This window comes from Naumannella halotolerans, from assembly GCF_004364645.1.
Taxonomy (GTDB): Bacteria; Actinomycetota; Actinomycetes; order Propionibacteriales; family Propionibacteriaceae; genus Naumannella; species Naumannella halotolerans.
This window is the reverse complement of sequence record NZ_SOAW01000001.1, coordinates 1,606,119-1,620,715: the sequence shown is the minus strand read 5'-3', so window position 1 is coordinate 1,620,715 and position 14,597 is coordinate 1,606,119. Positions and strand designations below refer to the sequence as shown.

At 68.5% G+C, this 14,597-nt stretch carries 13 protein-coding genes; 4 read left to right on the top strand and 9 right to left on the bottom strand.

The features are described from left to right. Nucleotides 1-47 precede the first annotated feature (47 nt). Entirely contained in the window at nt 48-1,229 is a 1,182-nt protein-coding gene (trmD, locus tag CLV29_RS07455) for a tRNA (guanosine(37)-N1)-methyltransferase TrmD (protein ID WP_133754307.1), read from the top strand. Nucleotides 1,230-1,304: 75 nt separating this feature from the next. On the opposite strand, the gene CLV29_RS07450 is transcribed toward trmD, so the two are convergent. The 5 genes from CLV29_RS07450 to CLV29_RS07430 all read right to left on the bottom strand — a co-directional run bounded on the left by CLV29_RS07450 (nt 1,305) and on the right by CLV29_RS07430 (nt 4,103). Beyond that, nucleotides 1,305-1,883: a hypothetical protein gene (locus tag CLV29_RS07450; protein ID WP_133754306.1), complete on the bottom strand. Its 579-nt coding sequence runs from the start codon at nt 1,881-1,883 to the stop codon at nt 1,305-1,307. Then, on the bottom strand, nt 1,880-2,590 hold the full coding sequence (locus CLV29_RS07445) for a dienelactone hydrolase family protein (RefSeq protein WP_133754305.1): 711 nt from the start codon (nt 2,588-2,590) through the stop codon (nt 1,880-1,882). The genes CLV29_RS07450 and CLV29_RS07445 overlap by 4 nt, the downstream gene beginning before the upstream one ends. A gap of 50 nt (nt 2,591-2,640) precedes the next feature. Continuing rightward, nucleotides 2,641-2,946, bottom strand: a complete 306-nt coding sequence (gene rpsN, locus CLV29_RS07440) for a 30S ribosomal protein S14 (protein ID WP_133754304.1) — start codon at nt 2,944-2,946, stop codon at nt 2,641-2,643. Further along, the gene (gene rpmG / locus CLV29_RS07435) at nt 2,946-3,113 is read right to left on the bottom strand and encodes a 50S ribosomal protein L33 (protein ID WP_133754303.1); all 168 of its coding nucleotides are present in this window, start codon (nt 3,111-3,113) and stop codon (nt 2,946-2,948) included. The genes rpsN and rpmG overlap by 1 nt, the downstream gene beginning before the upstream one ends. 168 nt (nt 3,114-3,281) lie before the next feature. Then, the gene (locus tag CLV29_RS07430) at nt 3,282-4,103 is read right to left on the bottom strand and encodes an enoyl-CoA hydratase/isomerase family protein (RefSeq protein WP_133754302.1); all 822 of its coding nucleotides are present in this window, start codon (nt 4,101-4,103) and stop codon (nt 3,282-3,284) included. A 136-nt stretch (nt 4,104-4,239) separates the two neighbouring features. Between CLV29_RS07430 and CLV29_RS07425 the strand changes: the two genes are divergently transcribed. The 3 genes from CLV29_RS07425 to CLV29_RS07415 are packed head-to-tail and all read left to right on the top strand — an operon-like array spanning nt 4,240 to nt 9,936. Further along, nucleotides 4,240-4,950 (top strand): hypothetical protein, encoded by a 711-nt coding sequence (locus CLV29_RS07425; RefSeq protein ID WP_133754301.1) that lies wholly within the window; start codon nt 4,240-4,242, stop codon nt 4,948-4,950. Beyond that, the gene (locus CLV29_RS07420) at nt 4,938-6,557 is read left to right on the top strand and encodes a DNA polymerase Y family protein (RefSeq protein WP_133754300.1); all 1,620 of its coding nucleotides are present in this window, start codon (nt 4,938-4,940) and stop codon (nt 6,555-6,557) included. Before CLV29_RS07425 ends, CLV29_RS07420 begins: the two co-directional genes overlap by 13 nt. 1 nt (nt 6,558) lies before the next feature. Then, nucleotides 6,559-9,936: an error-prone DNA polymerase gene (locus CLV29_RS07415; RefSeq protein WP_133754299.1), complete on the top strand. Its 3,378-nt coding sequence runs from the start codon at nt 6,559-6,561 to the stop codon at nt 9,934-9,936. A 42-nt stretch (nt 9,937-9,978) separates the two neighbouring features. Here CLV29_RS07415 and CLV29_RS07410 read toward each other — a convergent pair whose 3' ends face one another. From CLV29_RS07410 to CLV29_RS07395, 4 genes are all read right to left on the bottom strand, one after another. Continuing rightward, nucleotides 9,979-10,908, bottom strand: coding sequence for an aldose 1-epimerase family protein (locus CLV29_RS07410; RefSeq protein ID WP_133754298.1), 930 nt, complete (start codon nt 10,906-10,908; stop codon nt 9,979-9,981). Nucleotides 10,909-11,099: 191 nt separating this feature from the next. After that, nucleotides 11,100-12,314 (bottom strand): galactokinase, encoded by a 1,215-nt coding sequence (gene galK / locus CLV29_RS07405; RefSeq protein WP_424991525.1) that lies wholly within the window; start codon nt 12,312-12,314, stop codon nt 11,100-11,102. Then, on the bottom strand, nt 12,244-13,482 hold the full coding sequence (galT, locus tag CLV29_RS07400) for a galactose-1-phosphate uridylyltransferase (RefSeq protein ID WP_208292802.1): 1,239 nt from the start codon (nt 13,480-13,482) through the stop codon (nt 12,244-12,246). The genes galK and galT overlap by 71 nt, the downstream gene beginning before the upstream one ends. Nucleotides 13,483-13,584: 102 nt before the next feature. Beyond that, the gene (locus tag CLV29_RS07395) at nt 13,585-14,370 is read right to left on the bottom strand and encodes a DeoR/GlpR family DNA-binding transcription regulator (RefSeq protein WP_133754296.1); all 786 of its coding nucleotides are present in this window, start codon (nt 14,368-14,370) and stop codon (nt 13,585-13,587) included. Nucleotides 14,371-14,597: the final 227 nt, after the last annotated feature.

The following is a 14,597-nucleotide window of genomic DNA, read 5'->3' as shown; positions in this document are numbered from 1 at the left end:
AGCCAGGTTGCTGCGCTGCGAGCAGTTGCTCGTGGCAGGATGCAATCGTGCATATCGATGTCGTCTCGATCTTTCCCGAGTATCTTGCCCCGCTGCGGATGTCCCTGCTGGGCAAGGCGATGACCGACGGCATCATCGATTTCGCAACCCATGACCTGCGCGATTTCACCCATGATCGACACCGAACCGTCGATGCACCGCCGTACGGAGGTGGCGCCGGCATGGTGATGAAGCCCGAGCCGTGGGGGGAGGCGCTCGACCACCTCCGCGGCGCCGGCGACGGCAGCCGGCCGACCCTGCTCGTACCCACCCCGGCCGGACACCGATTCAGCCAGGCGATGGCCCGCGACCTCGCCCGGCGGGAGTGGTTGATCTTCGCCTGCGGCAGGTACGAGGGAATCGACCAGCGGGTGATCGACGACGCCGCCGGATGGGCCGAGGTGATCCCGTTCAGTCTCGGCGACTACGTGCTGAACGGGGGAGAGGTCGCCTCGATGGCGGTGATCGAAGCGGTCGGGCGGTTGATCCCCGGTGTGGTCGGCAACCCCGAGTCGCTGGTCGAGGAGTCCCACAGCGACGGTCTGCTGGAATACCCCAGTTACACCAAGCCACGGGTGTGGCGTGATCGTGAGGTCCCCGAGATCCTGCTGAGCGGGGACCATGCCAAGATCGCGGCCTGGCGGGCCGAGCAGTCGCGCAGGCGTACCGCTGTCACCCGGCCTGACCTGTTGCACAGCTCCCAGGTCCTGGCCCCCGATGATCTTGCCGAAGGCAGCCTCCGGCCGGCGGTCGCCGGTGACCTGGCGGAGTTGTTCACCTTGACGAAGTCCTGCTGGGTGCCCGAGGCGTTGATCAACGACCGGTTGGACATACCGCCGTTGCACGAGACGCTGGAACAGGCCGCCGCCGATCTGCAGACCTGGACCACGCTGGTGTTGCGCAGCGGCGGTCGGCTGGTCGGTTCGGTACGCGGCCGCGCCGACGGCACGTCCTACGAGGTCGGTCGGTTGATGGTCGCCCCCGATCTGCGCGGCAGGGGGCTCGGGCGGTGGCTGCTGGAACGGATCGAGGAACAGGCACCCGAGGGCACCGAACGGTTCTGGTTGTTCACCGGGGAGCGCAGCACCCACAACCTGAAGCTGTACCGGAAGGCCGGATACCGGCTGGACCGCTCGATCCCCACACCGGACGGGGCGGTGGCGCTGGCCAAACGCGCCACGGGACGCTGATCGCCGGCGCTCGCCGGTAAGCGCGAAGGCACTGCGCTGCACGCAGCGGGACCTGGCCTGGTACGGGGTTGGAAGTCAGCGCAGGGCGGGTCGGCGCAGCAGCACGATCAGCGCGATCCCGTACCCGACGACGGTGATGTAGACCGGGAACGACCAGGTCGCCACATCCCAGCTGGTGATCGTCAACAAGGTGATCGCGCCGTTGGTGCCGGACAGGGCGAAGAAACGCCAGTCCTCGGTCTGCGGCGCCCGCCAGGCCTTGCGGATCGTGGGGATACCGCCCAGCAGATCGGCCAGCACGGCGAAGATCACCGCGACCGTCGGGTTGTCCATGCTCAGCCAGATGATCAACGCGACCACCGACACCGCACCGCAACCCAGGTCGAAGGCGGTCAACCGCCACGGTGCTGCCCGGCCGAAGAAGGAGGCGAGGAACACCAGCGCCGGTCCGACCCCGATGGCCAGGGTCAGCACCGAGGGCAGACCGACACCCTCGTCGAGCTGGGCGAGGAAGCCGATCAGCGGAGCGGCCGACCAGAGGAAGAAGGTCACCCGGTTCGGGCTGGCGCGTCCCTGCAGGGTGCGCCAGGCATAGACGCTGCTGCCGATCATCCCCAGTGCGGCACCGAGGAAGACGAAGTACGGGTCGATCAATCGTTGCCGCCGACCGGCAGATGCGTGGCGAGGAAGGCGATTGTGGCCTGCCAGGCGTTCGCCGAGGACTCGGGATGGAACCAGCCGGCGGCGTCGTTGTCGAAGGCGTGATCGGCACCGGGATGGCTCTGCCAGACCGCGCCGTGGGCGCTCACCGCCTCCCGGATCGCTGCCTGGGCGTCGGCATCGATGAAGGAATCGACCTCCCCGAAGTGGTGCAGACTGGGCGCGGTCACCTGTGGTGCAAGGTCGAACAGTGAGGGCAGTGCCGATCCGTAGTAGCTGACCAGGACGGCCGGATCGGTCTGGGCGGCGATGGCGAAGGCCAACCCGCCGCCGAAACAGAATCCGATCAGGCCCACGGCCGGGGCCGAGTCCTGCGCCCACTCCACGGCGGCGACGCCGTCGGAGGTCGCCGCGGTGAAGTCGAGCCGACCGGCCAGCGCCATTGCCTGCTGCAGGGCGTCCTCACCGGTCTCGGTGATCTCGGGCACCGGGCCGTCGTCGGCGACCCGCCAGTAGAACTCCGGCGCCAGCACGCCGTAACCGAGATCGTTCAGGTCCTGGCAGCGGCGGCGGATGTAGTCGGTCACCCCGAAGATCTCCTGGCACACGACGAGTGTCGGCGCGTCGGGGAGCTTCGGGGGATACCACTGCGCGGGCAGGGTGCCGTCCTCGACGGCGATGGTCACCGTGGAATTCGCCATGGACGCAGTCTGCCCGGTCGGCTGCCCGGTTCACCTGCGGGGGTCGTTCGTCACCAGCTCGACTTGGTGATCCCGGGGAGCTGCCCGCGGTGGGCCAGCTCGCGGAATCGGATCCGGGAGATCCCTGCCTTGCCGACATAGCCTCGTGGTCGGCCGTCGACGGCGTCGCGGTTGCGCAGCCGTACCGGTGAGGAGTCGCGGGGGAGTCGGGACAGGGCCCGGACAGCGGCCTGGCGCTCGTCCCAGTCGGTCCCGGGTGAGCTGATCACCCGCTTCAGCTCGGCCCGGCGTTCGGCATGGCGGGCGACGATCGCGGCCCGCTTGTGGTTCTTGACGATCTTCGACCGCTTCGCCATCAGCGTTGTTCCTTGAACTCGACGTGACCACGTGCGTGTGGATCGTACTTGCGCAGGGTGAGCCGGTCGGGATCGTTGCGACGGTTCTTCCTGGTGACATAGGTGTATCCGGTACCCGCCGTCGACCGCAGTTTCACGATCGGGCGGAGGTCGTTGCGCTTGGCCATGGCAGGCGCACTCCGTTCTGGTGTTCGGTGACCACCGCGTCGGTTCGGCGGTGATCGGTGATGGTGTCTCGTCCGGACGCACTGTGGGTGCGGAGGGCCGGTACAGTCCCATTGTGACGCTATTGATAATCATATTCAATAGCTGGCAACCCGGAAGTGGCGCCTGTGTCACCCGGTGGTCAGGACTCGCCCCGCAGTCGGGGATGGTTGAGCCAGAATGCCTCCGGGCCAGTCGAACTCGGGCTCGCGGCGCTCCAGGAAGGCGTGGATACCGTTCGCCGCGTCGCTGCCGTGGCGCATCTCCTGTTGCCAGATCGCATTGCGTTGCGCGAGCAGTTCGGGGGAGTCGAGCAGGGTGTCGATCAGGTTCTTCATCGCCTGGATCGAGAACTGGGAGCGACGGGCGAGGGTGTCGGCCAGTTCTGCGATCGCGTCGTCGAATCGGTCGACCTCGCAGGTGCGGGTGAGCAGGCCGAGGTCGGCGGCCTCACCGGCGTCGACCATCCGGCCGGTCAGCAACAGGTCCTTCGCCGGTCCGCGTCCGACCAGGTCGACCAGGCGACGGATCGCCGGCAAGGGGTAGATGATGCCGAGTTTGGCCGGGGTGATCGCGAACCGGGCGCGGTCGGTCGCCAGGCGGAGGTCGCAGGCACCGGCGATCTCCCAGCCGCCGCCGATGCAGAAGCCGTCGATGGCGGCGATCACCGGTTTGCTGCAGTGCGCCACGGCCTCCTCGGCGACGGAGGGGAGGCCGCCGTCGTCATCGGACAGGATCTCGTCCAGGTGGCCGATGTCGGCACCGGCGGAGAAGTTCTCCCCGGCGCCACGGATGACGATCACCTTGACGGTGGGCCGGTTCTCCAGTTCACCGATCAGGGCCGGGAACTGTCGCCACATCGCGCTGGTGATGGCATTGCGCATCCGTGGGTTGTCGATCCGGACGGTGGCGCAGTGCCCCTGTGTCTCGATGGTCAGTCTGCCCTCGGTCATCCCGGCTCCAGGTGGGTCATTCGGTCACCGGATGCTCACCGGTCGGCTCGATGATAGGAAGGCGGGCCGGCCGGTGGTCGTCGGGGTGCTGTCGGAGCGTCTTGCTTGAATCGAACACATGTTCGATACTGGCCGAGTGTCCGATCCGCAGAAGATGTCCGCGCTGGAGAGTCTGCGGACCGGCCTGCGTTCGGCGGGAAGCGAGACGATCCGCAACCGTACGGTCCACTCGCAACTGCGCCCACTGTTCCCCCAGGGGCTGACAGCCGGGGTGCACACCCTCGACGGTCCGCTCACAGTGGGCCTGGGACTGCTTTCCGGCAGCGACTGGGCAGGTGTGGTGGGCTTCCCCGATCTCGGCGCCGAAGCGATCGTCGAATGGGGGATCGAACCGCAGAAGCTGGTGCTGATCCCCGAGGTCGGAGCTGCCTGGGTGGAGGTCGTCGCCGAGCTGGCCGAGGTCACCGAGACGATCCTGACCTGCGCTCCTCCTCCGGTGACCGATGCGATCGCCGGACGACTGCTGTCCCGGTTGCGCCACCGCAACACCGCCATGATCGTCTGCGGGGGCTGGCCCAGGCCGCAGTCGCGGATCCGGGCGCGGATCGAGGGCTGGGGTGGCCTGGGCCAGGGACACGGATACCTGACCCATCAACGGTTGCGGATCGAGGTCACCGAACGTCATCACACCCGGCAGCATCGGATCATCCGCGGACATGAGCCCTTCACCGAACTGTCCCTGGCAGTCGTACCCGATGAATCCCGCGCCGATGAAGCGGCCGGGCACGAGGCGTTCGAGCACGACTCGTCCGGCATCGGCGAGCTGGACCAGCCATGGGCAAGCTGAGCGAGCCCGAGCTGGGGCCCGACCCGGTCCGGGTGATGCTGGTCCGTTTCGGCGACTGGCCGCTGGCGGCGATCCGCCTCGGCCTGGCACCGGGCGACCTGGCCGGCGACTCCCCGTTGATCCTGGTCGCCAAGGGGGTGGTGCTGACCTGTTGTCCGCGGGCTGCTGCCGAGGGGGTGCACGCCGGTGTGCGGGTACGCGAGGCGCAGCTGCGTTGCCCCCAGGCGGTGATCCGCGAACACCTCGATGAGGTCGACGAGACCGCCTTCGAGGTGGTGCTGCGGGCGATCGCCGAGATCGCTCCCGATGTGCATCCGGTCCGGCCGGGGGTGGCTGCGGTACGGGCGCGCGGACCGGCCCGGTTCTACGGCGGTGAGGACGTCGCAGCCAGGACCCTGTTGGAGCGGTTGATCGACTTCGCCACCCCCGACTGCCGTCCGACGGTGGCGGTCGCCGACGGTGTCTTCGCCGCCGAGCAGGCCGCGGCGAAGATTCGTGGGTGGAGCGTCGTCCCTCCCGGGGCGTCCCGGGCGCTGCTCGCCGAACTGGCGGTGGAGAGCCTCAATCAGACGTTGTTGGCCCGGCAGCTGCGCCAGCTGGGCATCGGCACCCTCGGTCGTTTCGCCGAACTCTCCCGGGCCGAGGTGCACAACCGTTTCGGGGCGGTGGGTCGGCGCTGTCACCAACTCGCCTGCGGCGAGGATCTGCAGATCCTGCGTTCGCACAACCCGGCCGGTGATCGCAGTGTCGACATCGACACCGATGCCGCCGACAGTGAGCAGGTCGTGGCGCACTGCACCCCGGTGATCGAACGGCTGATCCGCGGGCTGGACTCCGATTCGCTGGTCCTGACCGAGGTGCGGATCCGGGTCACCACCGAACACCGGCGCGACGACCGGTTGTGGCGTCACCCCTGGAACTTCGACTCCGCCGAACTGCTCAATCGCCTTCGCTGGCAACTGCTCGACCTGGCTGCCGCCGGGAATCCCTTGCTCACCGGCGATCCGGACGATCAGGCCGACCCGGTGCGGTCGGACCGGGTGGTCGGTGTGCAACTGATCCCGACCCGGATCGTCGAAGCACAGGCAGCTGCGCAGGGACTGTGGGGAAGCCGGCCGGAGTCGAAGGTGATCAAGGTGCTGAGCGGTTTGCAGGACCGTCTGGGATATCGCCAGGTACGGGTGGTGGTTCCCCAAGGGGGCAGGCTGGCCAAGGACCGCCGTACCTGGGTTCCCTTCGGCACCGCGCCACCCACTCCGCAACAGCGCCGAGCCGAACAGCCCTGGCCAGGTCGGGTGCCCGGCCCGCCACCTGCCCTGGTGCTGGATCGGCCGACCGCGGCACGGCTGCTCGATGCCACCGGTGAACCGGTCCGGGTCGACGAGCGGGGCAATCCCAGCGCCGAACCGGAGATCCTGTTGCTCGATCCCCGCACCCCGGCCCGCCAGGTGATCGCCTGGGCCGGACCGTGGGTGGTCCGCGAACGCTGGTGGGACGCCGGGGCCGGCACCGACCGGTTGGACCGCTTCCAGGTGGTCGACGAGCTGCAACAGGCCTGGTTGCTGGCCCTGGTCGGGGACGGTTGCTGGCTGGAGGCGGGGTACTGACATGGGGTTCGACAATCCGCCGGTCCGCTGGAGCGAGCTGGAGGCGAAGCTGTCCCGGCGACCGATGCCGGCCGACGATCGCCCGCGGACGCACAAGCGAGCGCCCTTCCGGGCCGATCCGGCCGCGGCCCCCGCCGGTCCGGTGGTGCCCTATGCCGAGTTGCACGCCCATTCCGCCTACAGCTTTCTCGACGGCGCCTCGATGCCGGAGGAGATGGCGACCGAGGCCCATCGACTCGGACTGCATGCGCTGGCGCTGACCGACCACGACGGTCTCTACGGTGCGGTCCGGATGGCCGAGGCCGCCCAGGCCTACGGTGACCTGCGGACGGTCTTCGGTGCCGAACTGTCGATCGGCCGGCAGGGACGGACCGGTATGCCCGACCCGGAGGATGATCATCTGTTGCTGCTGGCCCGCCGGCAGGAGGGGTACCGGCGGTTGTCCCTGGCCCTCACCGAGGGATACCTGCGCGAGGGGGCGGAGAAGGGGCGGCCGGTGCATGATCTGCAGGATCTGGCGCAGCGTTCGGGTGAGCAGTGGATGGTGCTGACCGGTTGCCGCAAGGGGCGGGTACGGCGGGCGTTGGTCGAGTCGGGGGAGCGTGCGGCGTACCGCGAGATCGGTGAGCTGGTCGACCTCTTCGGGAAGCACAATGTGCTGGTCGAACTGACCGATCTGGGGTTGCCGACCGACAGCACCCACAATGATCAACTCGCCCGGCTGGCCGAGCGGCACCGGTTGCCGGTGGTGGCCACCAGTGCGGCCCATCACGCCACCCCGCAGAGCCATCGGCTGGCCAGTGCGCTGGCAGCGGTCCGGGCCCGCTCCTCGCTGGCCGAACTGGACGGCTGGCTGCCACCGGGTGCCCATCTGCGCAGCGGTGCGGAGATGGCCCACCGGTTCTCCCGCTATCCGGGGGCGACCGAACGGACGGTGGAGATCGCCGACGACCTCGAGTTCGTGCTGCGGACGGCCCGCCCCCACCTGCCCGACACCGAGGTGCCGGAGGGTCACAGCCCGATGAGCTGGCTGCGGGAGCTGGTGGAGCAGCGGATGCCACAGGTCTATCCCGAGGCGGTGGGCAATCCTGATCATGAGGCGAGCAGGCGGATCGCCGAGGAGTTGGCGGTGATCTCCGACAAGGGTTTCGCCGGCTACTTCCTGATCGTCCATGATCTGGTCAGCTTCGCCCGCGAACGCGGGATCCTCTGTCAGGGAAGGGGATCGGCGGCAGCCTCGGCGGTCTGTTACGTACTCGGGATCACCGTCATCGACTCGGTCTTCTACCGGCTGCCGTTCGAGCGTTTCCTCTCCGCCCTGCGGGAGGAGGAGCCCGACATCGATGTCGACTTCGACTCCCGCCGGCGTGAGGAGGTGATCCAGTACGTCTACCGCCGTTACGGTCGGCGCAATGCCGCCCAGGTGAGCAATGTGATCACCTACCGGCCGAAGAACGCCATCCGGGACATGGCCAAGGCGCTCGGATACAGCACCGGACAACAGGATGCCTGGTCCAAGCAGATCGAACGCTGGGGATCGGATTTCGCCAGCACCGACCACGACATTCCCCCACCGGTGGTCGAGCTGGCCCAGCAGTTGTTGAAGTTCCCCCGCCATCTCGGTATCCACTCCGGCGGCATGGTGTTGACCGATCGGCCGGTCTCGGAGGTCTGTCCGGTCGAACCGGCGCGGATGGAGAACCGGACGGTGTTGCAGTGGGACAAGGACGACTGCGCCTGGATGGGGCTGGTGAAGTTCGACCTGCTCGGCCTGGGGATGCTGGCCGCACTGCAGCACACCTTCGACCTGGTGGCAGCACACCTCGACGAGCGGTGGCGGATCGAGACCTTGCCACGCAACGAACCCGGGGTCTACGACATGTTGTGCCGGGCCGATGCGATCGGCATCTTCCAGGTCGAGTCCCGGGCGCAGCTGGGGACCCTGCCTCGGTTGCGGCCGCGCAGCTTCTACGATCTGGCGATCGAGATCGCACTGATCCGGCCCGGCCCGATCCAGGGCGGTGCGGTGCACCCCTACATCCGGCGTCGGACCGGTCAGGACCCGGTCACCTATGCCCATCCACTGCTGGAACCGGTACTGGAACGGACCCTGGGGATCCCGTTGTTCCAGGAGCAGTTGATCCAGATGGCGACCACCGTCGGCGGTTGCTCGATGGCCGACGCCGATCTGCTGCGGCGGGCGATGGGGTCGAAACGCGGTGTGGAGCGGATCGACGAGTTGCGGGCGAAACTCTTCGAGGGCATGGCGGCCAATGGCATCACCGGTGAACTGGCCGATTCGATCTACACCCAGATCGAGGCCTTCGCGAACTTCGGTTTCGCCGAGTCCCACTCACTCAGTTTCGCGGTCCTGGTCTATGCCAGCTCCTGGCTGAAACTGCACTACCCGGCGGCCTTCCTGGCCGGTCTGCTGCGGTCCCAGCCGATGGGTTTCTACTCCCCGGCGACCCTGACCGGGGATGCCCGCCGGCACGGGGTACGGGTGCTCGGCCCGGATCTGGCGGTCTCCGGTGCCCAGGCCGGGTTGGAGCCGATCGGGGGGGAGGCGATCGGTGGGGGAATGGCGGACTGCCTGCGTGATCACACCCAGGCCGAGGTCGGGCAGTTCGATCCCGATGCTCCGGACCGTACCGACCGGCACCGACGTGATCATGGTCTGGCGGTACGCCTGGGGCTGGCCGAGATCAACCTGATCGGCACCGATCTGGCCGAACGGATCGTCGCCGAACGAGAGGCCGGTGGTGCCTTCGTCAGCATCGCCGAGCTGGCCCGGCGGGTGGGGCTGGATGCCGCACAGTTGGAGGCATTGTCGTTGGCCGGGGCCTTCGATTCGGTGGCGGGTTCTCGGCGGCAGGCCCTGTGGCAGTCGGGATTGGTGGCAGGGACCGGGCCGGGGCAGTTGGAGGTGGACCTGCCGAGCCAGCCGCCGCTGCTGCCCGAACCGACTCCGCTGGAGCTGTTGGGCCACGACCTGCGGGCGACCGGTATCAGCCCGGCTGATCATCCGATGCGGCACTACCGCGCGGAGGTGGCTGCAGCCGGGGTGCTGCCGATCGAGGCGATGTCTGAGGTGGAACCGGGGCGGCGGGTGCTGGTCGCCGGGGTGGTGACCCATCGGCAACGCCCGATGACCGCCGGCGGGATCACCTTCTTGAACATCGAGGACGAGACCGGATTGCTGAACGTGATCGTCACCCAGGGCTGTTGGCGCAAACACCGCAAGGTCGCCCGGACCGCTTCGGCCATGATCATCCGCGGCATCCTGGAACGTTCGGAGCACGGGGTGACCAACCTCTATGCCGACCAGTTGGTCGAGTTGGTGCTGCGGGCCGCAACCCGATCCCGGGACTTCCAGTGAGGTCGCGTTCCGGTGAGGTCGCCTTCCGGTGAGGTCGCCGGGTCACCCACCGATTGCCGACAGCTCCCAGTCCACCCGATGCTGGGCGCCTGGTTGCAGGGCGATCACGTCGGTGCCGGTACCGAAGGCATCGGGCGGACAGGTCATCGGCTCGACGGCCAGTCCCACCCGGTCGTTCTCCGGCTCCGGTCGATCGGCGGTGTGGATCTGCACCCAGGGACACTGCGCAGTCGACCAGCGCATCCGTGCGCCGATCCCGTCGGCATCCTGCACGGAGACGGAGGCGAACTCGTCGGTACTGATCAGATCGGTGTAGGCGTGGTCGATCCGGCGATCGCCGAGCACGGTCGGTCGCCGAAGATCGAGTTCGGTGCCCTCCACCGGCCGAGTCCCCACCGGGAGCAGACGGTCCTCGGTCACCTCCAGCACGGTGTCGGCCGGAACGCTGACCGTCCAGTCGTCCAACGACCCCGGCGCCACCAGGTACGGGTGCGGGGCGACACCGAAGGGGACGACCTGATCACCGGGATTGCCGGCGATCACCGACCAGGTCAGACCCGACTCGGTCAACCGGTACTCGACGGTCAGCTCGAGCGGCCATGGATATCCCGGCTGGGGCACCACCTGGGTGGAGAAACGCAGCAGGTCCGCGGACTCCTCGGCGACCTCGAAACGTACCCACTGGATCAGGCCGTGGATCGCATTGGCCCGGTCCGGTTCGGTCAGCGCCAGCTGGTGATCGGCGTCGTTCCAGCGGTACCTGCCGTCGGCGATCCGGTTCGGCCAGGGAGCGAGCACCGCGCCGCGCCCCATGGGCCGGGCGACCTCCCTCGGCCAGGAGACCAGCAGTTCCCGATCAAGGTGGCGCAGGGCTCGCAGACCGGCTCCGACCGCGACCACCTCGGCCTCGTACCCGTGTCCGGTCAAGTGGTGGATCGGGCCGGTGGGGATCACCGGATCGGTAGTGGTCATGGATCTGATCACTCTCGTTTCGTCGTCGGGACGCGGATCCTGCCCGGGTCCGGTTCCTGCACCGGGTGGTGCCGTCACCCTAGGGCCCTGCGGCCACCGAAGTGGTGTCGGTCCCACCCGGTGTCGGTCCACCCGGTGTCGCCCTACGGGCCGGTGCCGGTCCGCAAGGCCTCGGAACCGCAGGGTGTCGCCTACGGGGTGGTGTCGGGAAGCAGTGGGCCGGCTCCGTCGGCGGGCACCACCGACCGGGTCGTGGGCGCAGCGTGACCGGCGTCGACGAATGCCGCGCTGACACCCTCGGCGACCGACTCCGACAATCCGGCATCGACCAGGGCGATCACCGAGCCACCGAAGCCGCCACCGGTCATCCGGGCGCCGAGGGCACCCGAGGCCATCGCCGCGTCGACGGCCAGATCGAGGACCGGGACGGTCACCTCGTAGTCGTCGCGCAGGGACTCGTGGCTGGCCAGCAGCAGCGGGCCGATCTCGGTGATCCGCTTCTCGCGCAGCAGGGCGACGGTACGTTCGACGCGCGCGTTCTCGGTGATCACATGGCGCACCCGGCGGGCGATGGTGCCGTCATCGAGGCCGGCCAGGGACGCCAGGGTCTCGGCCAGGGGAGCGTCCTGGACATCTCGCAGGCTGGCCACGCCGAGCGCTGCGGCGGCCTGTTCGCAACTGCGACGGCGAGCGCCGTACTCGCCATCGGCGTGACTGTGGCTGGAACCGGTGTCGATCACCAGCAGTTCCAGTCCGGACTCGGTCAGTTCGAAGGGGACCTGTTCCAGGCTGTCCGCGCCGACATCGACCAGCAGTGCCGATCCGGCACGGCCGAAGGCGCTGGCGAGTTGGTCCATCCCTCCGGTCGGTGCTCCGACGTAGACGTTCTCGGCCCGCTGGGTGGCCGTGGCGAGCGAGTGTCGGTCCAGTCCCCGTCCGGCCAGGCCGAGGACGCCGCAGGCGACGGCACATTCCAATGCGGCAGACGAGGACAACCCGGCTCCGGTGGGTACCTCGGAGCTGATGGTGAAGCTGCCGGGCACCAGGGGCACGCCGAGTTCCCCGAGGGCCCAGACCGTACCGGCGACATAGGCGGCCCACCCGGTCACCTCCCCGGGTTGGGTCTGCGGACCGAAGAGCACCTCCTGACCGTGACCTGCGCTGCTGACCCGGTACACACCGTCGTCGGCGGGGACGGCCTCGACCGTGGTCCGCTGGCCGATCGCGATCGGCAGTGCCAGGCCGTTGTTGTAGTCGGTGTGCTCGCCGATCAGGTTCACCCTGCCCGGTGCCGACCACGAACCACCGGTGGACGGACCGGTCCCGAACGTCGGTTCAGCCATGATCGACTCCGGCCGGTGTGGCCAGGCTGCGCAGACGTTCGGCGACGGCTTCGGGCAGGACATCGGTGATGAAGGCACCCATCCCCGACTCCGAGCCGGCGAGGTACTTCAGCTTGTCGGCGGAGCGACGGATGGAGAACAACTCCAGGTGCAGGGAGGCGAGATCGCGCTCGATCCGTACCGGCGCCTGATGCCAGGCGGCGATGTAGGGCAGCGGCGCGTCGTAGAGCCGATCGAGTCGTTGCAACAGCTCCAGGTAGACCACCGCCAGGTCATCACGCTCGGCATCGCTCAGCTCCGGCAGGTCGAGATGCCGCTGCTTCGGGTACAGGTGGACCTCCACCGGCCAGCGGGCGGCCCGGGGTACGAAGGCGTACCAGTGCTCGGATTCGAGCACCGTCCGCGACTCGTCGGCGCGCTCGGCGGCGACCACGTCGTCGAACAGGTCCCGATCATGTTCGGCGCGGTAGCGGCGCGCCGAGGCGAGCATCTGCGAGGAACGCGGGGTGAGGAAGGGGTAGCCGTAGATCTGCCCGTGCGGATGTCCCAGGGTGACGCCGATCTCGACGCCGCGGTTCTCGAAGCAGAACACCTGCTCCACCTCCGGGATCGCCCCGATGGCGGCGGTACGTTCGGCCCACACGTCGATCACCAGCCGGGCATGTTCGGGGCTGAGATCGGCGAACGAGGCCTGATGATCACTGGTGATGCACACCACCTCGCAGCGGCCCGAGCCTGCCCGCGCGGGTTCGAACGGTGCCACGAGCCTGGGGTCGGCGGGCGGGGCGACGGCGCCGGTGGACAGACTGGGGAAGCGGTTCTCGAAGACCGCCACGTCGTAGCTGCTGGCCGGGATCTCGGTCTGCCGCTGGGGAGTCGAGGGGCACAACGGGCACTGGTCGGTCGGCGGGAGGAAGGTACGGCTCTGCCGATGGGAGGCCATCACCACCCACTCGTCCAGGATCGGGTCGTGGCGCATCTGCGAGGAGGTGCTGACCGCGGGCAGCTCGCGCCGGTCGGCTGCCGGCTCCGGCAGGACCCCGTAGTAGTGCAGGGTACGGCCGTCGGCCAGTCGGGTGGTCGACTGCGACAGCTCGGGGCGACCCTCACCGGCTCCGGCCGACGAGCTCGCGGTCCGGCGGTCCGCCGGTACCGCAGCGGGCTCGTCCCCGGGGTTTCGGGCTGACGTCGGGGTTCTCAACGAAGCATCTGCACCGTCAGTGGTACTCATCGACCGGCCTCATCCACCGGCTGCTGTGCCGGTCAGTCTCGGGAACACGTTGTGACAGCAACTCTAACGCATATGAACAAATATGAACAGATCGCGCCGAACTCAGTGTTCGGGGGTGTCTGGATCGCACAGGATCAGCTGACCGACACGCTCCTGCAGGCACTCCTGCGCATCGGGATCGAGTTTGTTGTCGGTGATCAGCACATCGGCCCGGTCGAGGGTGGTGATGGTGGAGATCCCGACCGTCTGCCACTTGGTGTGATCGGCCACCACGACGAGTTTGCGGGCAGCCGCGACCAGGGCACGATCGGTCTCGGCCTCCAGCATGTTCGGGGTGGTGAAACCGGCGCCGGCATCCATGCCGTGGACACCCAGGAAGACGGTGTCCAGATGCAGCTGCTGCAACGCCGAGACGGCCAGCGGTCCGACCAGGGCGTCGGAAGGGGTACGTACCCCACCGGTGATCACCACGGTGTGGCCGCCACCGCTGTTGTGGAAGAGGTCGGCGATCCGGATGGAATTGGTGACGACGGTCAGGTTGTCGACGTCGAGCAGCAGACCGGCCAGGGTGGCGGTGGTCGTACCGGCCGACAGGCCGATCGCGGCGCCGGGCTCCACGAGCGATGCCGCCCGGGCCGCGATCACTGCCTTCTCGGGTTGTTGGCGACGGGCCTTGGCGGCGAATCCGGGTTCGTCGGTGCTGGCCGTGCGTCGGGTGGTGGCACCGCCGTGCACCTTGGCCAGACGATTCTCCCGGGCGAGTACGTCCAGATCCCGCCGGATGGTCATGTCCGACACCGCGAGCATGGAGGCCAGGTCGGTCACTCGGACCGACCCCTTGCGTTCCACCTCGGCCACGATTCGGGCTTGGCGTTCCGTGGCCAGCATCAGGCTCCTTCGTCGCAGAACTGGATTCATCCTCGGCGTTCGGGTGAACACAGTCAACCATTTCGATGATCATCGGGCACACGGCCTTCCCCGTCCGGCCCCGGCTGGAGGCCGCAGTGCAGTACGCCGGAGGCCACAGGGTTGGTACGCCGGAGGCGCAGGGTTGGTACGCCGGAGGCGCAGGGTTGGTACGCCGGAGGCGCAGGGTTGGTTAGCCGGAGGCCACA

What these genes read in the sequence shown, in the direction of transcription:
- CLV29_RS07420 (WP_133754300.1), top strand. Translation starts at nt 4,938, where the DNA reads ATGGGCAAGCTGAGCGAGCCCGAGCTGGGGCCCGACCCGGTCCGGGTG.
- CLV29_RS07410 (WP_133754298.1), bottom strand. Translation starts at nt 10,908, where the DNA reads ATGACCACTACCGATCCGGTGATCCCCACCGGCCCGATCCACCACTTG.
- rpsN (WP_133754304.1), bottom strand. Translation starts at nt 2,946, where the DNA reads ATGGCGAAGCGGTCGAAGATCGTCAAGAACCACAAGCGGGCCGCGATC.
- galK (WP_424991525.1), bottom strand. Translation starts at nt 12,314, where the DNA reads ATGTCCTGCCCGAAGCCGTCGCCGAACGTCTGCGCAGCCTGGCCACAC.
- rpmG (WP_133754303.1), bottom strand. Translation starts at nt 3,113, where the DNA reads ATGGCCAAGCGCAACGACCTCCGCCCGATCGTGAAACTGCGGTCGACG.
- CLV29_RS07445 (WP_133754305.1), bottom strand. Translation starts at nt 2,590, where the DNA reads ATGGCGAATTCCACGGTGACCATCGCCGTCGAGGACGGCACCCTGCCC.
- CLV29_RS07415 (WP_133754299.1), top strand. Translation starts at nt 6,559, where the DNA reads ATGGGGTTCGACAATCCGCCGGTCCGCTGGAGCGAGCTGGAGGCGAAG.
- CLV29_RS07430 (WP_133754302.1), bottom strand. Translation starts at nt 4,103, where the DNA reads ATGACCGAGGGCAGACTGACCATCGAGACACAGGGGCACTGCGCCACC.
- CLV29_RS07395 (WP_133754296.1), bottom strand. Translation starts at nt 14,370, where the DNA reads ATGCTGGCCACGGAACGCCAAGCCCGAATCGTGGCCGAGGTGGAACGC.
- galT (WP_208292802.1), bottom strand. Translation starts at nt 13,482, where the DNA reads ATGAGTACCACTGACGGTGCAGATGCTTCGTTGAGAACCCCGACGTCA.